19 protein-coding genes are annotated in these 21584 nt (G+C 37.3%); 11 read left to right on the forward strand and 8 right to left on the reverse strand.

Annotation, left to right across the window (positions count from 1 at the left end; translation table 11 throughout):
- Nucleotides 1-8: 8 nt before the first annotated feature.
- Nucleotides 9-1394, reverse strand: a complete 1386-nt coding sequence (locus LPB89_RS16760; RefSeq protein WP_230702835.1) for a TolC family protein — start codon at nucleotides 1392-1394, stop codon at nucleotides 9-11.
- Between the two features lie 165 nt (nucleotides 1395-1559).
- On the opposite strand from LPB89_RS16760, the gene LPB89_RS16765 reads away from it, so the two are divergent.
- From LPB89_RS16765 to LPB89_RS16775, 3 genes are all read left to right on the forward strand, one after another.
- Entirely contained in the window at nucleotides 1560-2600 is a 1041-nt protein-coding gene (locus tag LPB89_RS16765) for a sensor histidine kinase (protein ID WP_230702836.1), read from the forward strand.
- Nucleotides 2597-3295 (forward strand): LytTR family DNA-binding domain-containing protein, encoded by a 699-nt coding sequence (locus tag LPB89_RS16770; RefSeq protein WP_230702837.1) that lies wholly within the window; start codon nucleotides 2597-2599, stop codon nucleotides 3293-3295. Before LPB89_RS16765 ends, LPB89_RS16770 begins: the two co-directional genes overlap by 4 nt.
- 89 nt (nucleotides 3296-3384) lie before the next feature.
- Nucleotides 3385-3858: a hypothetical protein gene (locus LPB89_RS16775; protein WP_230702838.1), complete on the forward strand. Its 474-nt coding sequence runs from the start codon at nucleotides 3385-3387 to the stop codon at nucleotides 3856-3858.
- A 270-nt stretch (nucleotides 3859-4128) separates the two neighbouring features.
- On the opposite strand, the gene LPB89_RS16780 is transcribed toward LPB89_RS16775, so the two are convergent.
- The 6 genes from LPB89_RS16780 to LPB89_RS16805 form a co-directional block, all read right to left on the reverse strand.
- On the reverse strand, nucleotides 4129-4893 hold the full coding sequence (locus tag LPB89_RS16780; protein WP_230702839.1) for an SDR family NAD(P)-dependent oxidoreductase: 765 nt from the start codon (nucleotides 4891-4893) through the stop codon (nucleotides 4129-4131).
- A gap of 147 nt (nucleotides 4894-5040) precedes the next feature.
- Entirely contained in the window at nucleotides 5041-5766 is a 726-nt protein-coding gene (locus LPB89_RS16785) for an SDR family oxidoreductase (RefSeq protein ID WP_230702840.1), read from the reverse strand.
- Between the two features lie 161 nt (nucleotides 5767-5927).
- Nucleotides 5928-6851 (reverse strand): AraC family transcriptional regulator, encoded by a 924-nt coding sequence (locus tag LPB89_RS16790; protein ID WP_230702841.1) that lies wholly within the window; start codon nucleotides 6849-6851, stop codon nucleotides 5928-5930.
- A 162-nt stretch (nucleotides 6852-7013) separates the two neighbouring features.
- Complete coding sequence (locus LPB89_RS16795; protein ID WP_230702842.1) at nucleotides 7014-7586, reverse strand: 2'-5' RNA ligase family protein; 573 nt, start codon at nucleotides 7584-7586, stop codon at nucleotides 7014-7016.
- Nucleotides 7587-7731: 145 nt separating this feature from the next.
- Entirely contained in the window at nucleotides 7732-8046 is a 315-nt protein-coding gene (locus tag LPB89_RS16800) for a hypothetical protein (RefSeq protein ID WP_230702843.1), read from the reverse strand.
- 713 nt (nucleotides 8047-8759) lie between these two features.
- Nucleotides 8760-9641, reverse strand: coding sequence for an alpha/beta hydrolase (locus tag LPB89_RS16805; protein ID WP_230702844.1), 882 nt, complete (start codon nucleotides 9639-9641; stop codon nucleotides 8760-8762).
- A 492-nt stretch (nucleotides 9642-10133) separates the two neighbouring features.
- Between LPB89_RS16805 and LPB89_RS16810 the strand changes: the two genes are divergently transcribed.
- The 8 genes from LPB89_RS16810 to LPB89_RS16845 all read left to right on the forward strand — a co-directional run bounded on the left by LPB89_RS16810 (nucleotide 10134) and on the right by LPB89_RS16845 (nucleotide 19908).
- Nucleotides 10134-11603 carry an MFS transporter gene (locus tag LPB89_RS16810; RefSeq protein ID WP_230702845.1) on the forward strand — a complete coding sequence of 490 codons (1470 nt, stop codon included), beginning with the start codon at nucleotides 10134-10136 and terminating at the stop codon, nucleotides 11601-11603.
- Nucleotides 11604-11691: 88 nt separating this feature from the next.
- Nucleotides 11692-12531 (forward strand): 5-dehydro-4-deoxy-D-glucuronate isomerase, encoded by an 840-nt coding sequence (kduI, locus tag LPB89_RS16815; RefSeq protein WP_230702846.1) that lies wholly within the window; start codon nucleotides 11692-11694, stop codon nucleotides 12529-12531.
- 1 nt (nucleotide 12532) lies between these two features.
- Nucleotides 12533-13327 carry a gluconate 5-dehydrogenase gene (locus LPB89_RS16820; RefSeq protein ID WP_230702847.1) on the forward strand — a complete coding sequence of 265 codons (795 nt, stop codon included), beginning with the start codon at nucleotides 12533-12535 and terminating at the stop codon, nucleotides 13325-13327.
- Nucleotides 13328-13351: 24 nt separating this feature from the next.
- Nucleotides 13352-14758, forward strand: a complete 1407-nt coding sequence (uxaC, locus tag LPB89_RS16825) for a glucuronate isomerase (RefSeq protein ID WP_230702848.1) — start codon at nucleotides 13352-13354, stop codon at nucleotides 14756-14758.
- 141 nt (nucleotides 14759-14899) lie between these two features.
- Complete coding sequence (locus tag LPB89_RS16830; RefSeq protein WP_230702849.1) at nucleotides 14900-15922, forward strand: sugar kinase; 1023 nt, start codon at nucleotides 14900-14902, stop codon at nucleotides 15920-15922.
- Between the two features lie 10 nt (nucleotides 15923-15932).
- Nucleotides 15933-16604, forward strand: a complete 672-nt coding sequence (locus LPB89_RS16835) for a bifunctional 4-hydroxy-2-oxoglutarate aldolase/2-dehydro-3-deoxy-phosphogluconate aldolase (RefSeq protein ID WP_230702850.1) — start codon at nucleotides 15933-15935, stop codon at nucleotides 16602-16604.
- A gap of 212 nt (nucleotides 16605-16816) precedes the next feature.
- Nucleotides 16817-18256, forward strand: a complete 1440-nt coding sequence (locus LPB89_RS16840; RefSeq protein WP_230702851.1) for a tagaturonate reductase — start codon at nucleotides 16817-16819, stop codon at nucleotides 18254-18256.
- Nucleotides 18257-18285: 29 nt separating this feature from the next.
- Nucleotides 18286-19908, forward strand: coding sequence for a UxaA family hydrolase (locus LPB89_RS16845; protein ID WP_230702852.1), 1623 nt, complete (start codon nucleotides 18286-18288; stop codon nucleotides 19906-19908).
- Between the two features lie 462 nt (nucleotides 19909-20370).
- Here LPB89_RS16845 and LPB89_RS16850 read toward each other — a convergent pair whose 3' ends face one another.
- Entirely contained in the window at nucleotides 20371-21399 is a 1029-nt protein-coding gene (locus LPB89_RS16850) for a LacI family DNA-binding transcriptional regulator (protein ID WP_230702853.1), read from the reverse strand.
- Nucleotides 21400-21584: the final 185 nt, after the last annotated feature.

The following is a 21584-nucleotide window of genomic DNA, read 5'->3' on the forward strand; positions in this document are numbered from 1 at the left end:
ATCTATAATTAAAATTCATTTATAAATAAGTCAAAATTGCCTGTTGCGGCCACTTTTAGCAAATACGATTGCCACACATTGTTGTTCGTAATATCACGATCAATTTCGGCCCGGTTTAGCGTATACATGATTTGTGTTAAATCGGTAAGATCCGTTAATCCGTTTTTGTATAAAGTCGATTTTTGCAGGTAGGCTTTTTTCGCCGCATCTACCTGAATTGGTGCTTCGGCATAATTGTCCAGCGTAATTTTGATCTTATCATCGGCAAAATTCATTTGCGACTTCAGTTCGCGGTCTGCCTGGTTGTATTCTTCCTGCAAAGCCTGCGAAACAAACTTCTGGGCGCTTACCTGTTTGCTCATTCGAAACGGGGTAGTAAGGTTCCAGCTGATTCCGATTCCAACCAGATAGTTAGAGCGGTCGGGATTTACACCATCCCAGTAATTTCTGGTAAAAGCCGTCTGATCGGTAATATAATCAGACTGAAATCCTGAAGCTCTTGTCTGCAGAACACCAAAAGCGGTCATGGTAGGGTAATAAAAGCGTTTGTATAATTTTGCCTGCTGATTGCTGTAATCAATTCGGGTTTTGTATAACTGAAGTAACGGATGAAGGCTGTCAGTCGTTTTTTCAGCCAGTAATAATGCTTTCGGAATATTGTTGACAAAAAGCGTATCGGCAGCAAAATCCTGAGGAGCAACACCCATCAGATCGACTAATTTATTGTTTTGTTCCTTCACGAAATTTCTCGCGAGGTTCAGCGCAATTTTAGCTTTCGAAACTTCGGCTGTCGCTAAAGTAGAATCAACTCCGGCCAATAATCCGTTCTTTACCCTTGCAGCAGCGGTTCTTTTGAAAACTTCTGCGCGGCTTAAATTCTTTTGCTGTGAAATTAATAAACGCTGACTTGCGAGTAAATTAAGGTAAGCAGCAGAAATCCTGATTTCCTGTTGAAACATTTCCTGCTTTAGATCGGTTTCTTTGGTACGAACGTCTATTTTAGCCAGATTGATTTTTTCTTTCGCTTTTCCGAAAGTGAAAAAATCCCAGTTCATATTGACTAAATAAAGTGCCCCAAAAGCCGAATTCCAGTTTTGATCCGGTAAAGCCGGTCCTGAAGAAGCCGTTCCTAATCCGTTGAAACCATACAAGGCACCGTTTTGTCCGTTGATGGTTCCGTAATCCTGTTGAGCCGAAAGGTTCAGGTTGGGTAAATAATCGCGTTTCGATTGTTTGAGCGTCTCCCGCGAAGCATTGGTGTAGTTGTTTTTTGCTTTGATTGAACCGTAGTTTTCGAGTCCCGTTTTTATAGCTTCTTTTAAAGACAGGGTTTGTGAATAACCAAGAGCGGCAAAAATCAAGAAAAATAATAAAGTAATTTTTTTGAAGTACATAAAATTCGTGGTATCAAATTATGAAACAAAATTATTTTACTTGCAATGATTTTTGTCATCTTAAATGATGTACTGCGATTATAAATGACCAATTGAATTGGTCATTTATTAAAAAAATAAAATAAAAATTTGTGGTTAATTTGTACACTATTTTAAGTTTAAAAAATGAATAAAAAATTTGATAACATATTGGATAACAAATGGTGGCAGGAAATTGCCGTTGTTGCCTTTTCATTTACGATCTATACGTTAAAAAATGACTGGATGTTATTTAGTTCTTTTACTTCCATCTCAATGGGTGTGTTTTTCTATTTTATTTTATACATGCACGCCCAGTTCAACCGTTTTTTACTGTTGCCCATACTTTTCAAAACCAGAAGACCCGTAAGCTACATCTTACTGACGCTGTTTGGAGTGTTTGTGTTTTCAATTGTCTTATACGAAATAACCATGCTGGATATGTTCAGCAATTGCCGTTTGTACCAGAATTCACATCAGAGAAGTTATGTGTACCAGCTCGCCAGCGTTTTAGGAACACTTGTTTGTATACTGAGCCCGATTATTGTTTTTAAGTTCTACAGAATTCACAGAAAACAAACCGATGAAACATTGTTGTTCAACCAGATGCAGCTGAACTCACTGAAAGGGCAGCTGAATCCGCATTTTCTATTCAATACCTTCAATACGTTATACGGAATCAGCCTGGAATTTCCGGACCGGACACCGGACCTGATTATGAAAGTTTCACAGCTAATGCGTTATCAGCTGGAAAGTAATAATAAACAATGTGTATCTTTAGAAGACGAACTGGAATTTATAAACAGTTATGTACAGCTTGAAAAAGAAAGGGTGGGCTATCGTTGTGACATTACCTACGACTGTAAAATTGACAACGAAAACGCCTATAAAGTATCACCAATGCTGTTGATTGCTTTTATTGAAAATTCCTTTAAACACGGAACCTGCGCCATCGAAAAATGTTTTGTACGCATTATTGTTACGGTCGAAAACGGCTTGCTGCACCTGCATGTAGTCAATTCGATTCCAACCAAGAAAACGGATGTGGTGTCGACGAAAATAGGTTTGAAAAATACAATCGAGCGTCTGAACCTGATTTATGGGAAAGACTATAAACTGAATATTCAGGACAATAAAAATACGTATATAGTTGATTTGAAATTACAGCTGAAAAAGTTCGGAGAATGATAGAATCCAAAAAATGTATTATTGTAGATGATGAACCGGCAGCGCATTATGTGCTGGCGAATTATATTAAGCAAAATCCAAATCTGGAGCTTGTTTTCCAGGGGTATAATGGCATTGAAGCCATGAATTACCTTCGCGAAAACAAAGTCGATCTGATGTTTCTGGATATCAACATGCCGGAGATTTCGGGTATGGAACTTTTAAAGATTCTTCCTGTGCATCCTAAAACGATCTTAACGACTGCCTATTCTGAATTTGCACTCGAAAGTTATGATTACGGTGTTATTGACTATTTGTTGAAACCCATTTATTTCCCGAGATTCCTGAAAGCGATTGACCGGTTTTTTGCCACTGAAAATGTAAAAGCAAAGGAAGAAGAAGTGGTGGTCAATTCCGTTAGCGTGAAAGTAGACGGATACCATGTAGATCTGGAGCTGGATCATCTTTTGTATGCCCAGAGTTTCGGAAATTATGTAAAATTGTATACAACCAAAAGAACGTATCTGGCTTCTATTACAACAAGTGAACTGGAGAAATGCCTGCCGGAGAAAAATTTTATGCGCATTCACAAATCGTATATCGTAGCTATTGATAAAATTGAAGCGACGGAGAAAGATTTTGTCATTATAAAAAAAGAGAAATTGCCAATCGGGATTACGTATAAACGGGAACTATCAGATCGGTTAAAAAAATAAAAAGTTTTACAGAAATTCATTTTAAATTCATTTAAAAGTAGTAGTTTTAGTACGCATTTAAAAGAGGATTTAATTTAAAAATTGAAATCATGAAAAACTTAATTTTTGCCTTCACCCTTTTTTGCAGCAGTTTCGGGATGGCACAAAACGGAATCATGCCAACAGGAGTAATTACCCCGCCTGAAAAAGTCAGGTTTACTTTTGAAAAAGAATATCCTGGCAAAGTTCCGGTCTGGTCGATAGAATATGTGGGAGACGATAATGATGAAATCCGGTATGAAGCTAAGTTTAATGCCACCAGTACCGCCAAAGCATTAGCTGTTTATGACAATTTAGGAGTTTTAAAAGCGTATGAACTACAAATTCCGCTGAGCCAGCTTCCGCCAAAAGCGCAGGCGTACCTGAAAAATAATTATTCCGCACAGGCCATTCGGGAAATCGCAGTAGTCGTTGACTATAAAAATAAAACAACCTACGAAGTCGGAATAGAAAAGGAAAACAAATTTTATGATGTGGTCTTCGATAAAAACGGAGGTTTTGATGTCATTATTCAAAAAGATTAAAAACAGGAATTCTTACTAACTCAATATATTCAAATGACAAACCCGTCAGGTTTTAAAACCTGACGGGTTTTGTTTTGTAATTAGGATACGGAATAATAGATTTAGGTGTTAAACCTGACAGGTTTTTAAAACCTGTCAGGTTTAAACGTTGGTGTTTTAAAACACTTAGAAATACATTTAGATTATCAAACCCGACAGGTTTGAAAAACCTGTCGGGTTTAAAAACATCAACATCTAACATCTAACATCTAACATCTAACATCTAACAATTTACAACATCATCCCGCCGGAGACCTCAATACGCTGCGCGTTTACCCAGCGGGCATCTTCCGTACATAAAAAGGCAACCACACCGCCAATATCATCCGGTAGTCCAACTCTTCCTAAGGCGGTTAGAGAAGCGATATGCTGGTTTAATTGCTCGTTGTCTCTCACGGCTCCATGTCCAAAATCAGTTTCAATGGCGCCCGGAGCTACTACATTGACTTTTATTTTTCTTTCGCCCAATTCTTTTGCCTGATACTTAGTCAGCGTTTCGATTCCGCCTTTCATAGAAGCATAAGCCGAGTAACCCGGGAAAGAAAATCTTGCCAGACCGGTAGAAATGTTTACGATTCCACCACCATCATTCATGATGGCTAATGCTTTTTGAGTTAGGAAAAACGGTCCTTTCAACTGAATATTACTCAATTCATCAAAATCTGCTTCCGTAGTTTCGATATAAGGTTTATGAATTCCGATTCCGGCATTGTTTACCAGAAAATCAAATTTGTCGGTGGAAAAAGTGCTTTTTAAAGCTGTTTTTACTTCTTCAAAGAAAGAATCAAAACTGCCTGATTCAGCCACATTCAACTGAATTGCAACGGCTTTTTGTCCCAAACCTTCGATTTCTTTTACGGTATCTTCCGCTTCTTCTTTTTTACTGTTGTATGTCAGAATCACGTTGATTCCTTTTTTTGCTATAGCCAAAGCCATATTTTTCCCCAAACCTCTGCTTCCGCCTGTTACCAGAGCGATTTTTGTATTTACTGCCATTTTGTATTTGTTTTTAAAATTTGATTATTTGTATGAATGTAATAGGGTAGATTATAGAGTAAAGATTATAGATTATAGAATTAAATCTTAAAAAATCCCCTGAATCTGCCCAATCTGCGAGAGAAACAAACACATAGAGAATGTTTCTTAATTAGAATGCATGGCCTTAAAATAATTTCTCAAATCTTCAGCGCTTGCGTGTAATCGTGTTTCGCTGGTTCCAAAAGTCAGTTCATCTTTTCCTTCCTTCAATTGCTCAAATATAGATTCGATAAAACTGCTCACGCTCGGATGTGCATCGTGCAGCCCAACTCCGCCAAGATCCGTGTTCAGTGCAGGCGGAATGATTTCGATCACTTCAATATTCTTTGATTTCAGGATATGACGAAGGGAAAGGGTAAACGAACGAAAAAAAGCTTTTGTTGCCGAGTACACCGGAATTTTTGCAAAAGGTGAAAAAGCCAGCCCGGAAGTTACATTCATCACTGCGGTAAGTGATTCTAGATTCGCAAATAAGGAAGTCAGATGCAGGGGTGCTTCAATATTGGTAGTGATTTCAGCTTTCATACTTTCGTAAAAACCGGGATCTGTGACCGAAACCCATTTTTGAATTCCTGCATTGTTGATAAGTACATTTAAGTCGCTGTGATTTTCCTTAATCCATTCGTAAAGGGCCACACGCTCTGCTTCAACAGACAAATCACATACTTTAGTTAGTACAGATGGAAACTGAGCCTTAACTTCATTCAAAACCGATTCTCTTCTGCCACAAATAATGACCGTATTGTTTTCTTCAATAAATCGTTGTGTAAGTCCAAGCCCGATGCCGCTTGCTCCACCGGTGATTAAAATTTTGTTGTTTGATAAATTCATCTTTTCGATCTTTTAAATTGATAAGACAAAGGTAGGAGCAAAGTAGTAAAGGGAAATTGTAAATATCAAACCGAAGTTTGCGAAATTCAAATCAGGAAGTTTTAAATGTCAAATTCCAAATTCCAAATTCCAAACTCCAAACTCAAAATTTCAATCTAAAATTAACTTCTGAAAGCTAAGGGCGTAAAGGAAGTTTGCTTTTTAAAGAAATTAGAGAAATGTGCGAGTTCTTCAAATCCTAAAGAATACGCTATTTCAGAGATGTTCCAGTCGGTTTGTTTTAAAAGGATTTTGGCCTCGTTGGTCAGTCGGCTGCTGATTAGTTCCGTGGTCGTTTTTCCGGTGTTTTCTTTTAAAACCTTATTTAAGTGATTGACATGTACAGACAACCGGTCGGCAAAATCCTTGGCTGTCCTGAGCACCAGTCGCTGATGTGGTGATTCTATTGGAAATTGTCGTTCTAACAATTCAGCAAATAAAGAAGAAACCCTTGCAGCAGAATTGTGTTTCGAATATAAGGCTGTTAATGGCTGTAGTTTTTGCCCGAAGTGAATTAATTCGGCAACATAATTCCGGATCAAATCATATTTGTAGACGTAATCTGAATTGATTTCTTTTTGTATTTTATTGAATATCAGTTCGACTTCTATAACTTCCTCATCGGAAAGCTGAAAAACAGGATAACCGTCCGTTGCAAAAATAGGAAGTTCATCAAGGTCGATTCCGCTTTTGTTTTTAGAAAGGAATTCACCGGTAAACACACAAAACTGTCCCGATTGATTGGTATCCTGCGGAAGATAATTATAAGGGATTTTTGGAGTGGCAAACAAGAGTGCATGTTGCTCTATTTCAATGATTTTGTCGGCATATTCAGCCCTGTTTTTTCCTTTTATTAAACTTATTTTATAATAAGCCCTCCGGTCATAGGGCATAATGGATTTCCCCTGAAGCCTGTCTAATAATTCTTTTATATTAAACACATTAAAATGACCAATTTCCTTTTTAATGTCGTTGGGTAATAAAGAACTCGGCTCAACAGCTGAGCCTTCGGTAATGTCCTGGTAAAATGAATCTAGTGATTTCATAAGTGAATTGTAAAATTCAAATATACGAAATTTGTTTTGGGTTTAAGGTTTGAAGTTTCATGTTTCAAGTTTGAAGTTTAAAGTTTAAAGTTTCAGGTTTGAAGTTTCGGGTTTTCGAAATTATCTCATTTTCAAATTATCCAATTATCCAATTATCCAATTTCAAAACAAACTCCCCTGGACTAATTCCGGTTGCGGATTGCTGCCAAAAGAAAAAGTATCAATGACAAAAAACTGTCTCTTAACAGGATCCAATTCCCGCAAAACAATTTCACAGCATAAAAAATCAATACCAATGGTGGTAAAAAGCTGCGATGCTATTTTAAGATTTTCAGGAGTTAATTTTCGGCCAACAGACAGGTGAGGATCATCGCTTGTTTTAAATTTTGAAGGTTTTAAAGGTTTTAAAACGTCCTGCGTTTTTCTCATAACAGGCTTTAAATTGTTTTTGGAATCTTGATTCGGAGCAATAAAAAAGGCGCCGCTATTTTCATAAGACGCAAAATGATCCAGATAAACCTGGAAAGGCGTGAAGGTATCGCAGATTTGCAAAAGTTTTTGTTTGTACATTTCTATTTGAGAATCGTCAATCGTAAATTCACAGATCGTAATATGGCCCGTCGAATTTTTACTGTTGTACCAGCCAATTTTGGTTTCCAGATAATCTTTCAGCTTTTTGACAGCGTCAATTACCTCCTGTGAGGGATAAATTGCAACAGAATACTTTTTCTCCATCTGAGGGGTTTTGGTTGGAATTTGAAAATGAGATAATTTGAAAATGAGATAATTTGATAATTGGAAAATGAGATAATTGGATAATTTGAAAATGGGAATTTTGAGCCTGAAACATGAAACTTGAAACATGAAACTCCGAACTCAGCTATAATTTTCCTTTCAGATGTAGCCTGTGGTAGATTTCGGATTGCAGTAATCCGCTGCCACCGCCAAAATGTTCTATTACTTCTACTTCGGGCTGGTGTTTTAAACAAAAAGTGGTGAACGCTTTTTCGACATGATCTTCGATGGCGGAACTCAGTAAAACCATATCAATTTTGTTTTTCAGGAAATAGTCCTGAGCCGCATTTTCATCATTAAAGCCTACGGCATTCCAGTTTTCATTAGCATTGACAAGTCTTAGCAGTATGGTTAAAATGGCTTCATTTTTTCCGAGTATTAGGAATTCGAGTGTTTTCATAATCAAGTAGTTTGATGCACAAATTTATTGGTTTAAAAGCAATTGGAACTTAACCTGGATTAAGATTTTTTCAAGTTTCAGGTTTCAGGTTTCAAGTTTCAAGTTTCAAGTTTCATGTTTCAAGTTTCATGTTTCAAGTTTCATGTTTCAAGTTTCAGGTTTCAAGTTTGGAGTTTGGAGTTTCAGGTTTTAGGGTTTAGGGTTTTGTATCGGTCTCAGTTTTTTTTAATAATTATTGGAAAAATTGATGTGTTTGCAAAAGTGCTAACGTGATCTTTTAGAGGAAACTACAATTGTAAAATTATAAAGTATTGGAAATATTTTGTTAGAATGTGGAAAGCCGTAATTATTTCACTAAAAGACCATGTAAATTTGCGTCACAGGAGCTGAAGCTGATCTATGTTTTTTGCCTTTTCAGTCAGTACTGAGGTTTCTGTGTGAATGTTTTTTTGGAGAAAAACAATTTAGTTAAAGGAAAATTGACACATTCATCTGATCGTGGGTAGCTTTGTATAAATTTGCAAAAATACAAGAAAGTCTATTTTTCTGTGGTCTATCGATCTGGTTATTTGTTTAGCCGGATCTATAGACTTTTTTTTGTTTAATCGTTTAATGGTTGAGGCATCTGTTCGTTTAGTGGTTTAATTTTTCGGTTACACAATTACCCAATAAAACAAATAAACGATCAAACGATTCACCGATTAAACCTGTACTCAAAATTTATTGCTTTTCAGCCAGTCTTCACATTGTTTAGTCCAGTATTTATTAGTGTCTCCAATTCCCAGTCCGAAACCGTGACCGCCATTTTCATATAAATGCAACTCGGCTGTAACTTTATTTTTTTTAAGGGCCAGGTAATAATTAATGCTGTTTTCGGGTAAAACAGCTCCATCATCCGTGGCATGAATCAGAAATGTGAGAGGGGTTTGGGGAGTTACTCTTTTTTCATTCGAAAAAGAATCAAGTAATGCGGCGGAAGGGTTTTGCCCCAGTAAGTTAATTTGTGAACCTTTATGTGTTATGTCATTTTGCATCGAAATAACGGGATAAATCAGAAGGGAAAAATCAGGACGTGCACTTAATTGAGAAGAAGTTTCATATACTTTATCATCATAATGAGTAGACAGGGTAGCAGCCAGGTGTCCGCCTGCGGAGAAGCCCAATACGCCAATTTTATTCGGATCAATATTCCATTTTGAGGCGTTTTGTCTTACGTAGCGTATCGATTCCTGAGCGTCCTGCAATGGACCAATGGTTTTGTCTTTCATTATTAAATCACTTGGCAGTCGGTATTTTAGCACGAAAGCTACAATTCCAATACTATTGAACCATTCCGCCACTTTTGTGCCTTCCTTGTCAATAGCCAGATGCATATAGCCGCCACCTGGAAAGATAACAACAGCAGTTTGATTGGGTTTGCTTTCTTTTGGCAAAAATACCGTTAAAGTTGGTGTTGTAACTAAAGTCGTACTCTGTACTTTCCCGTCTTTTACGGTTTCTTTTTCGGTGTAATCCGAAGCTTTAATTTCTCCGGGTATTTTATTCCAAAGCGGTATAACCTGATTTTGTGCTTGTAGCTGCTGTAGTATTCCCATGAATAAAAACAGTTTTAGGAAGATATTTTTTAAAATAAGGTTTTCTGATTTTTTCAATTTTATAAAGGTTTAGTGATCGTTTGATTTAATGGATAAAATTCAAATTTAATGTTTTTATTGCTTTAATCTTACAGATAAATTAATAATTGTGTTTTTTACACTAATAAGTATTGGAAAATGATGTAAAAAGATTAATTTTAGGACAATTTTGACACCTGAAACGGATATTTTTCACCTATTGGTATTTAACATATATATTGTTTAATATGTAATTTAGCATTCTGTTTTTTGTATGATGTGTTTATTTATCTTAGTAAAATAATTTTTTATGCAATTTATTTGGATTATAAAGATTTAAAACTATATTTGTGCAATCGATTACATTATTTGATTTTTTTGTTGTATTCAGACTTTTGAGGAATGAATCCCTAAGAGGCTAAAGTGTTGAAAATGTGTTACCAAAAATTATAAATTAAAAAATAAACCGTTACCATGAACCAGATCAATTCAGTTACTGTCAGCCAGAAAAGCGCCTCCGTCGGAAAATATCGTTGGAGTATTTGTGCCTTGTTGTTTTTTGCCACTACAATCAATTATCTGGACAGACAAGTACTTTCCCTGACGTGGAGTGACTTTATTGCACCTGAGTTTCACTGGACGAATAATGATTACGGAAATATTACCGCATTGTTTTCAATTTTTTATGCCGTATCCCTGTTGTTCGCCGGAAGATTTGTAGACTGGCTGGATACTAAAAAAGGATTTCTATGGGCCATCGGGATCTGGTCAATCGGAGCCTGCCTGCATGCCTTTTGTGGTATTGCCACGGCGGGAATAATTACCGGGAACTGGTTTGTAGGTTTTGAAGGTGCTAAAAATTTGATTCATTTAGTAAAAGATACCGGTTTGGTGATTAATGTAAGTGTTGCTTTATTCATATTTGCCCGTTTTGTACTGGCGGTGGGGGAAGCAGGAAATTTTCCGGCAGCCATCAAAACTACAGCCGAATATTTTCCCAAAAAAGACAGGGCTTTTTCTACGAGTATATTTAATGCCGGTGCCACTGTTGGTGCCTTGGCAGCTCCAATCTCAATTCCGTTTATTGCAAAATCTTTCGGATGGGAAATGGCCTTTATTATCATCGGAGCTTTGGGTTTTGTATGGATGGGATTTTGGGTTTTTATGTATGATAAGCCCGAAAGACACAAAAGAGTAAGTGCAGCAGAATTAGAATATATTCAACAGGATGATATTGCGGATGCTAAAATAGTGGGCTACGTACCCGATACTTCAACGAAAGTTTCTTTTGTAGACTGCTTTAAATACAAACAAACCTGGGCTTTTGCTTTTGGTAAATTTATGACAGACGGTGTTTGGTGGTTTTTCTTATTCTGGACCCCGGCTTATCTAAGTTCTGTTTACGGAATGGATTCTACAGAAGCAGCTTTGCCTTTATTCGTTTTGTACATGATTACGCTGCTTTCTATTATCGGAGGCTGGCTGCCTACCTACTTTGTAGAGAAAAAAGGAATGAATCCCTACGAAGGACGAATGAGAGCGATGCTGATCTTTGCATTTTTTCCATTATTAGCCTTAATTGCGCAGCCTTTAGGATATATAAGTTACTGGATCCCGATTATCATAATTGGTATTGCAGGAGCAGCGCATCAATCCTGGTCGGCCAATATTTTTACGACGGTCGGTGATATGTTTCCCAAAAAAGCAATTGCTACTATTACCGGAATTGGAGGTTTGGCAGGCGGTGTAGGTTCTACGATAATTAATAAAGGTTCCGGATTATTATTTGATCATGCCAAGGAAACCAATATGTCTTTCATGGGGTTTCACGGAATTGAATCGGGCTATTTTATCATTTTCTCTATCTGTGCCGTTTGTTACTTAACAGGCTGGATCGTTATGAAAACATTGGTGCCAAAATACAGTCCAATTACAGGTTTATAATATTTTACAAAACTTTAGTAGTTCGAAAATATGTTTTTTAAAGATAAAAATATAATTTTGTGCAATCGATTACATTAAATTAAAAATTATGACAAAATATACTTCAAGATACGCGTCAAGTCCCGAAGCGGTGAAAAAATACGATACACAACAACTAAGAGAAGAATTCTTAATTGATGATTTAATGAAAGAGGATGAAATTGTATTAGTCTACTCTCATTATGACCGATATATTACAGGTTCAGCAGTTCCTGTAAAAAACGACTTAACATTAGAAACAATAGATCCTCTTAAAGCTCCGTACTTTCTGGAACGAAGAGAAATCGGAATCATCAATGTGGGAGGTAGCGGCTCTGTTCTTGTTGAAGGAAAATCTTTTGAACTTGGTTTTAAAGATGCTTTGTATATCGGAAGCGGTAACAAGGAAGTAATTTTTAAAAGTGATGACACTACTAATCCGGCTAAGTTTTATATCAATTCCGCACCCGCACATACCAGTTACCCAACGGTAAAAGTGAGTTTGGCGAAAGCGAATAAATTGGAATTGGGTACGATGGAAACGGCAAATCACCGTACGGTAAACCAAATGATTATTGGTAGTGTCGTAACGACCTGTCAATTGCAGATGGGAATGACAGAATTGAGAACTGGAAGTGTATGGAATACCATGCCGGCACACGTACACGATCGCAGAATGGAAGTTTATTTCTATCTGGACATTCCGGAAAATCAGGCCGTTTGCCACTTTATGGGACAGCCTCAGGAAACAAGGCATATCTGGATTAACAACCATCAGGCAGTAATTTCTCCGCCATGGTCTATTCATTCCGGTTCCGGAACCAGTAATTATACTTTTATCTGGGGAATGGCAGGGGAGAATTTAGATTACGGTGATATGGATGTTTGTAAAATCACAGATTTAAGATAAGATGACAAATTCATTATTTGATATAAACGGAAAAATTGCCCTTATTACAGGAAGTACACACGGACTGGGAATGGCAATGGCAAAAGGACTGGGGCAGGCAGGAGCAACAATTGTTGTCAATGGCAACTCTTCACAGCAAAAGATAGATGATGCCGTAAAAGAACTTCAAAACGAAGGAATCAAAGCGGTTGGTTACAGATTTAATGTAACAGACGAGCAGGAAGTGATTGCTGCGGTTGAAAAAATTAAAAGCGAAGTCGGACCCATTGATATTTTAATTAACAACGCTGGAATTATCAAAAGAATTCCGCTGATTGAAATGGAAGTGGCCGATTTTAAAGAAGTGATCGATATTGACCTGGTGAGTCCTTTTATTGTTTCGAAGCATGTAGCCAAAGGAATGATCGAAAGAAGACAGGGAAAAATAATCAACATTTGCTCGATGATGAGCGAATTGGGCCGAAATACAGTCGGAGCTTATGCTGCTGCAAAAGGCGGTTTAAAAATGCTGACGAAAAATATGGCTACGGAATGGGCAAAATACAATGTTCAGATCAACGGAATTGGCCCCGGTTATTTCGCTACAGAACAAACCAAGCCAATCAGAGTAGACGGACATCCGTTTAATGATTTTATAATCAGCAGAACCCCGGCTGCAAAATGGGGAGATCCGGGTGATCTGGCCGGAGCAGCGATATTTTTATCTTCAAAAGCCAGCGATTTTGTCAACGGTCATATTTTGTATGTTGACGGCGGAATACTTGCAACCATTGGAAAACCTTCAAACGAAGAATAATTCTCAAATTATATTTTAAAAGACATGAGCGCAAATCAGACCTTCATAAACGATAACTTTTTACTGGAAAATAAATATGCGGAAGAGTTATACCACAATTACTCCAAAAACCAGCCTATTATAGATTACCACAATCACTTAAATCCGCAGTTTATAGCCGAAGATAAAATCTTTGACAATAGTACACAGGTCTGGATCAACGGGGATCATTACAAATGGCGCGCGATGCGTACCCTGGGTATCAATGAGCAGTTTGTTACCGGAAACGGTTCCGATAAAGACAAATTCCTAAACTGGGGAAAAACGGTTCCGTACACGATGCGTAATCCTTTATACCACTGGACACACCTGGAATTGGCTCGTTATTTTGATATCTATGATTTACTGAATGAAAAATCAGCAGAGAAAATCTATATCGAAACTTCAGAGAAAATCAACTCAGAAGTTTACAGTACACAAAACCTGCTTAAAAAAGTAAATGCGGAACTGGTATGTACCACTGAAGATCCGATCGACAATTTGGATCATCACCGGAAAATTGCTCAAAATCCTTTCGGGACAAAAGTGAGCACTGCTTTCAGGCCCGATAAAGCCATTCTAATTTCAAATGAGGGGTATAATGGATATCTGGACACCTTAGGAGAGGTATCCGGAATCGCAATTCATAGCTATTCGGATTTGTGCAGCGCCTTGAAAAACAGGATAGAATTCTTTGCTCAAAATGGCTGTAAGCTAAGTGACCACGGACTGGATCAGATTTATTTTGAAGAGTTTACGGAAGCTGAAGTCAATACGATTTTCAAAAAGAAAAGAGAAAACAGAATTATAACTCCTGAAGAAGCTTTAAAATTCCAAAGTTCAATTTTGTTGTTTTTGTCTGAAACGTATCATGAAAAAGGCTGGGTACAGCAATTTCACTTAGGGGCGCTGCGCAACAACAATGCGCGTATGCACCGAATTTTAGGACCTGATACGGGTTGGGATTCTATCGGAGATTACCCGCAGGCTCAAAAATTATCATCATTTTTAAATGCGCTGGACAGTAAAGATAAATTGACGAAAACAATCATTTATAACTTAAATCCGGCTGACAATGAGGTTATGGCTACCATGATTGGTAATTTCAATGACGGAAGTGTCAGAGGAAAAGTACAGTTCGGATCCGGATGGTGGTTTTTAGATCAGAAAGACGGAATGACCAAACAATTGAATGCCCTTTCCAATATGGGATTAATCAGCTGTTTTGTTGGAATGCTGACGGATTCGAGAAGCTTTTTATCGTTCCCGAGACACGAATATTTCAGACGAATTCTTTGTAATCTTCTGGGAGACGAAATCAAAAGAGGGGAGCTTCCGAACGATATGGAATGGATTGGTAAACTGGTTCAGGATATTTCGTATAACAATGCGAAGGAATATTTTAAATTTTAATTAGAATATAGAATATAGAAGAAAGAATTTGAAGCCCGCAGATTAGGCAGATTTTTTTAATCTTTTATCCATTTAATTTTTGGCAAAGTAAAATAACCGTTAAAATTCAGGTGTAATCTATTAATGGTAAAAAAAATAAATATGAGTAGAGTAGTTGCATTTGGTGAAATCATGTTGCGTTTATCGACAGAAAGACATTTAAGGTTTGCGCAATCAACAGCATTTGGTGCTACGTATGGCGGCGGAGAATTTAACGTTTGCGTTTCTTTGGCCAATTACGGTGTGAATGCTGAATTTGTTACCAGATTACCAGAAAATGAAATTGGTGTTTCTGCATTAAGAGAAATCCGAAAAATGAATGTAGAATCTAAAAACATTGTTTACGGTGGCGAACGTTTAGGGATTTATTTTCTGGAAACCGGAGCGGGGACACGTGGCAGTAATGTCGTTTATGACCGCGCGCACAGTTCCATGGCAACTATTCAGAAAGGAACTATTGACTGGGAGAAAGTTTTTGAAGGTGCCACTTGGTTTCACTGGAGCGGAATCACTCCGGCAATTTCGGAGAGTGCAGCAGAAGCTTGTCTGGAAGCCATTAAAGTGGCTCATAAAAAAGGAATCATGATTTCATGCGACTTAAATTACAGATCAAAACTTTGGCAGTACGGAAAAACACCATGTGATGTAATGCCGGAAATGCTGCAATACAGTAATGTTATTTTAGGAGATATCGATACAGCTTATTTTATGCTTGGAATTCCGAAGGTAAATCCAAATTATCAGGACGAAAAATCGCTTCCGGCATTATACACAAAATTGTTCGAATTGATTCCAAATCTGAAAATTGCTGCGACCACACTTCGTTATTCTGTAAGTGCTTCACATCAGCGAATTGGAGGTATTTTGTTTGACGGAAAAGCAATTTATGGTGCAGCCGTTAAAGAAGTTACACCAGTTGTGGATCGCGTAGGAAGCGGTGATGCTTTTATGGGCGGATTGATTTATGGTTTGTCGCAATATCAGAATAACAACCAGAGAGCGTTAGATTTTGCAGTGGCAGCCTGTTGTTTAAAACATACCATTGCAGGAGATTACAATCTGGTGACCCTAAAAGAAGTTGAAAATATGCTTGATGGCGATTCTGCCGGATTGGTATCAAGATAATTAATAGAAAATGGCAAAATATTCAAGAATTGAAGTGGCTTCCCAAATGAAAGAAAACGGAATGGTTCCGTTGTTTTTTCATTCTGATATCGAAGTGAGCAAAAAAGTGCTGAAGGCCTGTTATGACGGAGGTTCAAGATTAATGGAATTTACAAGCCGTGGTGATTTTGCTTTCGAAGTATTCGGAGCTTTAAATAAATATGCCCTGGCTGAATTACCGGGAATGATGTTGGGAGTGGGCTCTGTAACAGATGCTGCTGCTGCGTCTTTGTACATGCAGTTGGGTGCCAATTTTATTGTAACTCCGGTTTTCAGGGAAGATATTGCTATCGCCTGTAACCGCCGTAAAGTATTATGGTCGCCGGGTTGCGGCACGCTGACGGAGATTGCCAGAGCGGAAGAACTAGGCTGCGAAATTGTCAAATTATTTCCGGGGGATATTTATGGTCCGGAGTTTATAAAAGCATTAAAAGGACCTTGTCCATGGACCAGTATTATGCCAACGGGAGGTGTTTTGTCAACTGTAGAAAGTCTTACTTCCTGGATTGATGCAGGCGCATTTTGTGTGGGTCTGGGGTCACAATTAATTTCAAAAGATATACTCGATACCAATGATTTTGACGGCTTAAAAATGAGAGTCAGTCAGGTCCTTGACATCATCAAAAATATTAAAAATAAATAAGGGATAATCATGCCTGTTCCTTATTTGGCTTGCAATTTTTTTAAAAGTTTTTAGATATTGTAACAGAGCATTGCGCTTGCAAAATAAATTTTGTCACTCCTCACAGCAAAATTTATTTTACTCACTCAGGTGTAATGCTTCTTTTACAATTAAAAAATAAAAGTCAAATAAGTGTTTACAATGATTATTTATAATGCTTTAAAGGATTTATAATGGAAAAAATAAACAGATCAAATTCGGAGTTTTCGACTAAACTTCCAATAAAAATTGTACAATTTGGAGAAGGTAATTTCTTAAGAGCTTTCGTAGAATATGCTATTCAAAAGCTAAATCAGGAAGCTGGTTTCAATGCAGGGATCGCGGTCGTACAGCCTATCGATAAAGGCCTTGTCAATATGATCAATGCCCAGGATGGTTTGTACACTTTATTTATGAAAGGGGTGAAGAAAGGACAGGAAATTCAGGAAAAAGAGCTGATTACCAATATTGTAAAAGCAATTGATCCTTATGCCTCTTTTCAGGAATATCTGGCTTTGGCCAAAGAAGAAGAGCTGGCTTTCATTATATCAAATACTACGGAAGCGGGTATTGAATACATTCCGTCAGATCTTCCGACCATGCAGCCTCCGGTTTCTTTTCCTGCGAAATTAACCGTACTTTTACACGAAAGATTTAAGCATTTTAGCGGAGACGCATCCAAAGGGTTAACCATTATTCCTTGTGAGCTCATTAATTATAATTCAGATACTTTAAAAGAAATTATTTTAAAATATGCAACGGAATGGAAGCTGGGACAGGATTTTATTTTCTGGCTTTTAAACAGCTGTTCTTTCCATAATACCTTGGTAGACAGAATTGTTCCGGGCTATCCAAAAGATCAGATTGAAGAATACAACAGTCAGTTGTCTTATAAAGATGATCTGATTGTAAGTGCCGAAAGTTTCTTTTTATGGGTGATTGAAGGTGATGATGATCTAAAGGCAAAACTTCCGTTTGAAAAGACAGATTTAGACGTAAAAATAGTGGCGGATATGCAGCCTTACCGTACCCGAAAAGTTAGAATTCTAAATGGTGCACACACGGCTATGGTTCCATTTTCATTGCTTTACGGAAATGAAACCGTTAAAGAAACCGTTGATAATGCCTTTACGGGAGATTTCGTAAACAAAGCTGTTTTTGAGGAAATCAATGATACGCTGAATATGGACAAAGCAGAATTAACCAGTTTTGCTGAAGAAATTCTGGACCGTTTCAGAAATCCGTTTATCAAGCACTTATTGTCATCGATTGCTTTAAATTCAATTTCGAAATTCAAAGTACGTGTTTTGCCAAGTTTAACGGAATATGTGGCCATTCATAAGAAATTACCGGTTCACCTGACCTTTGCATTTGCCTGTTTAATTCGTTTTTACAAAGGAACATGGAAAGGGGAAGCTCTTCCCTTAAACGATAGCGATGATATCATTACTTTTTTTAATGAAGTTTGGAAATCAGAGGATTACAATAAAATAGCGACACTTACATTACAGAATAAAAGTTTCTGGGATGTAGATTTGACTACAGTTCCTTCTTTGACGGAAGCTATTGCAAAAGCATTAAAAGAAATTGATGAAAATGGTGTAGAACAAGGTTTTGCCAATTTTAAAAAATAAATAAATTCAGGAACTCACATACAATAGTTATGGAAACGCAAAAAAAATTAATAAAAGTTAACCCTACTGATAATGTAGCGGTAGCTTTGGTAAATCTGGTGGCTGGAGAGGTGATTCACTTTGAAGGTGAGGATATTACAATTGAAACTGATGTAAAAATGAAGCATAAAATTGCTTTGGTTCCTTTTGACATCGGAGACAGGATTATTATGTACGGTGTTTTGGTGGGAAAATCAAGTGCCAGAATCGAAAAAGGCGGATTGCTTTCTACGGTAAATGTAAAACACGAAAGTGACAAAGTAACCGGGAAAACGGAAACTATTGGCTGGACAAAACCGAATATCGATAAGTGGAAAGACAGAACTTTTCTGGGCTACCACAGAGAAGACGGACAGGTTGGAACTGAAAATGTATGGTTGTTTTTCCCTTTGGTTTTCTGTGAAAACAGAAACATCGAAATATTAAAAGATATCTTCGAAAAGGAATTAATGAAACCAAAGGAAAACGATTATCAATTATTGCTTCGTTCTTTGGTGAAAACGGAAACGGGCGGTGCAGGTAATGAGGCGGCTTCAAATGATGCTAATTTATTCAATAATATCGAAGTAAAATTTATCACGCATCAGGGTGGATGTGGCGGAATTCGTCAGGATTCGCACAGTTTGGCTAAATTATTGGCAGGATACGTAAACAACCCCAATGTGGCCGGAGCTACAGTTCTGAGTTTAGGTTGTCAGAATCTTCAGATTCAGATTTTTAAAGATGCTTTGGATGCTATAAATCCAAACAGTAAAAAACCGGTTTTGATTTACGATCAGCAACAAATAGGAACTATTGAAACGATGCTAAGCAGTGTGGTAAAAGATACTTTCGAAGCGATTAAAAAAGCAAACGATATAAAAAGAACACCGGCACCTTTGTCAAAATTAACCATTGGTCTGGAATGTGGCGGATCTGACGGGTTTTCCGGAATTTCAGCCAACCCGACATTAGGTGTAACTTCAGATTTACTGGCTGCTTTGGGAGGAACAACAATCCTTTCTGAATTTCCTGAATTATGCGGAGTAGAGCAGGAACTGGTAAACCGTTGCGTAGAAGATGAAGGCGGAAAACGTTTTCTGGATTTAATGCAATGGTACGAAAAAACTGTTGTAGATGCCGGTTCAGGATTTGATATGAATCCGTCTCCGGGAAACATTAAGGACGGTTTAATTACGGATGCGATGAAATCTGCAGGAGCTGCTAAAAAAGGTGGAACTTCACCGATTACAGGTGTTTTCGATTATGGTGAATACATTACTAAGCCAGGATTAACACTGCTTTGTACACCAGGAAACGACGTTGAATGTACGACCGCAATGGTAGGTTCGGGAGCCAATATGGTTTTGTTTACAACAGGCTTGGGAACTCCGACGGGTAACCCGATCGCACCGGTAGTAAAAATTTCGTCTAATACTGAATTAGCCAGAAAAATGTCTGACATTATCGATATCGACACCGGAGGAATTATCACAGGTGAAAAATCGATAGACGAAATGGCTGATGAAATGCTGGAATTCATCATTGAGGTTGCAAGCGGTACCATTAAAACCAAAGCCGCAATCTTAAATCAAAATGATTTTATTCCCTGGAAAAGAGGGGTTTCACTTTAAGATTTTCAACATAATATAAATGTAGAGACGCACAATTGTGCGTCTTTTTTTTGTTTTACCATATAAGTGATTTAAGAAAATATAAGCTAGAGATTGTGATGGTTTAAATGATTAAAAAAAGAGTTGCCACGAATTGCACGAATTTGCACGAATCTTTACGTTAATATTCGTGGCAAAAAAAGCGACAACTGCGCATCTCGATAACAAATGAATGCTAATATGAACTTACATCACTTACATGGTAAATATTCGTGCCAATTCGTGTAATTCGTGGCAAAAAAAAAGAATCACAACAGCTTAACTAATATGAACTTACATCACTTACATGGTAAAATATTCGTGCAAATTCGTGTAATTCGTGGCAAAAAAATCTGTTCAATCGTTTAATCTGTGGCAAAAAAAAAAGAATCACAGCAGTTTAACTAATATGAACCTACATCAATTATATGGTAAAAAGACAATTTAAATGCTACTTCTCGAAGACGATTTACGAATGTGTAATTCCGGTGCGAGCACTACCTTTTTTTCGATTTTAATCGTGTCGGTTTTATCAACCTGCTCCAGGAAAACACGTGCAGACATTTTTCCCATTTCAAGCGGAGACTGATCCACAGAAGTAATTGATAATTCCATGAATTTAGTAAACGGCTCATTACTGAATCCTGCTACGCAAAACTCTTTTGGGATGCTGATGTTTTTATCCTTTAATTCCTGAATAGCTCCCAAAGCAGCAAAATCACTCGAAGAAAAAATAGCATCAGGCGGAGTTTTAAGCTGTAACAGTGCATTCACGGCCTCTTTCCCGGACTCCACACTACTTTTGGTGCGAATCACATATTCTTCATTAAAAGTCATTCCGTTGTCCAATAATGCTTGTTTGTATCCTAAAAACCTGTTTTTGAAAATTTCAAGCGACTGATCTCCGGAGAAATGAGCAATATTATGGCAGCCTTCGTCAATAAGGTGTTTTGTGGTAATGTAACCTCCTTTAAAGTCGTTGATTGTTACTGAACTTACGCCATCAATATGTTTGCTTCTGTCAAAAAAGATCAGAGGTACGTTTTTTTCTAATACATAATGAAAAGCGCCGGTGTTTTCGTTGGTAACATCCGTAACAGACATGAGTATACCATCTACCTGGGCATCAATTAAAGTATACAGGTTTTCATTTTCCCTTTTGGGATCTTCATGCGTCTGGCAAATAATAACCTGATAGCCATGCGGATGTAGTTCTTCTTCAATACCCCTAATAACCGAAGCAAAAAAATTGCTGTCAATACGGGGAACAATAACTCCTATATTATTACTTCGGCCGCTTTTTAAGGCCAGGGCAAGTTTGTTCTGCTTGTAATTCATTGAAGCCGCCGTTTTGATCACCAACTCACGCGTGCTCTCTTTTATTTTCGGATTGTTGTTTAACGCTCTGGAAACTGTAGCGGCAGTGATATTCAGTTTTTTCGCAATATCATAAATGGTTATTTTTTCGCTCATTCAAAAGGTTTTCAGGTTAATTACAGGACAAAAGTACATTTTTTTTATCTAACAAATAAAAATTGTTATCGATTACCAGAACTTATATTTCAAACGTTTTCAATATTACAATCATAATAAATTATGTGTTTTTTTACATTACGTGTAAATATAGTTCGTAATAAAAATTAAATATATAAATTTTT

It is taken from the genome of Flavobacterium sp. ENC (genome assembly GCF_020991415.1).
Taxonomy (GTDB): Bacteria; Bacteroidota; Bacteroidia; order Flavobacteriales; family Flavobacteriaceae; genus Flavobacterium.

Excerpts from the sequence above, each read along its gene's own strand:
- LPB89_RS16840 (WP_230702851.1), top strand. The coding sequence starts at position 16,817 with ATGGAAAAAATAAACAGATCAAATTCGGAGTTTTCGACTAAACTTCCA.
- LPB89_RS16790 (WP_230702841.1), bottom strand. The coding sequence starts at position 6,851 with ATGAAATCACTAGATTCATTTTACCAGGACATTACCGAAGGCTCAGCT.
- uxaC (WP_230702848.1), top strand. The coding sequence starts at position 13,352 with ATGAGCGCAAATCAGACCTTCATAAACGATAACTTTTTACTGGAAAAT.
- LPB89_RS16845 (WP_230702852.1), top strand. The coding sequence starts at position 18,286 with ATGGAAACGCAAAAAAAATTAATAAAAGTTAACCCTACTGATAATGTA.
- LPB89_RS16780 (WP_230702839.1), bottom strand. The coding sequence starts at position 4,893 with ATGGCAGTAAATACAAAAATCGCTCTGGTAACAGGCGGAAGCAGAGGT.
- LPB89_RS16800 (WP_230702843.1), bottom strand. The coding sequence starts at position 8,046 with ATGAAAACACTCGAATTCCTAATACTCGGAAAAAATGAAGCCATTTTA.
- LPB89_RS16770 (WP_230702837.1), top strand. The coding sequence starts at position 2,597 with ATGATAGAATCCAAAAAATGTATTATTGTAGATGATGAACCGGCAGCG.
- LPB89_RS16810 (WP_230702845.1), top strand. The coding sequence starts at position 10,134 with ATGAACCAGATCAATTCAGTTACTGTCAGCCAGAAAAGCGCCTCCGTC.
- LPB89_RS16850 (WP_230702853.1), bottom strand. The coding sequence starts at position 21,399 with ATGAGCGAAAAAATAACCATTTATGATATTGCGAAAAAACTGAATATC.
- LPB89_RS16805 (WP_230702844.1), bottom strand. The coding sequence starts at position 9,641 with ATGGGAATACTACAGCAGCTACAAGCACAAAATCAGGTTATACCGCTT.
- LPB89_RS16820 (WP_230702847.1), top strand. The coding sequence starts at position 12,533 with ATGACAAATTCATTATTTGATATAAACGGAAAAATTGCCCTTATTACA.
- LPB89_RS16765 (WP_230702836.1), top strand. The coding sequence starts at position 1,560 with ATGAATAAAAAATTTGATAACATATTGGATAACAAATGGTGGCAGGAA.
- LPB89_RS16785 (WP_230702840.1), bottom strand. The coding sequence starts at position 5,766 with ATGAATTTATCAAACAACAAAATTTTAATCACCGGTGGAGCAAGCGGC.
- LPB89_RS16795 (WP_230702842.1), bottom strand. The coding sequence starts at position 7,586 with ATGGAGAAAAAGTATTCTGTTGCAATTTATCCCTCACAGGAGGTAATT.
- LPB89_RS16835 (WP_230702850.1), top strand. The coding sequence starts at position 15,933 with ATGGCAAAATATTCAAGAATTGAAGTGGCTTCCCAAATGAAAGAAAAC.
- LPB89_RS16830 (WP_230702849.1), top strand. The coding sequence starts at position 14,900 with ATGAGTAGAGTAGTTGCATTTGGTGAAATCATGTTGCGTTTATCGACA.
- LPB89_RS16775 (WP_230702838.1), top strand. The coding sequence starts at position 3,385 with ATGAAAAACTTAATTTTTGCCTTCACCCTTTTTTGCAGCAGTTTCGGG.
- LPB89_RS16760 (WP_230702835.1), bottom strand. The coding sequence starts at position 1,394 with ATGTACTTCAAAAAAATTACTTTATTATTTTTCTTGATTTTTGCCGCT.
- kduI (WP_230702846.1), top strand. The coding sequence starts at position 11,692 with ATGACAAAATATACTTCAAGATACGCGTCAAGTCCCGAAGCGGTGAAA.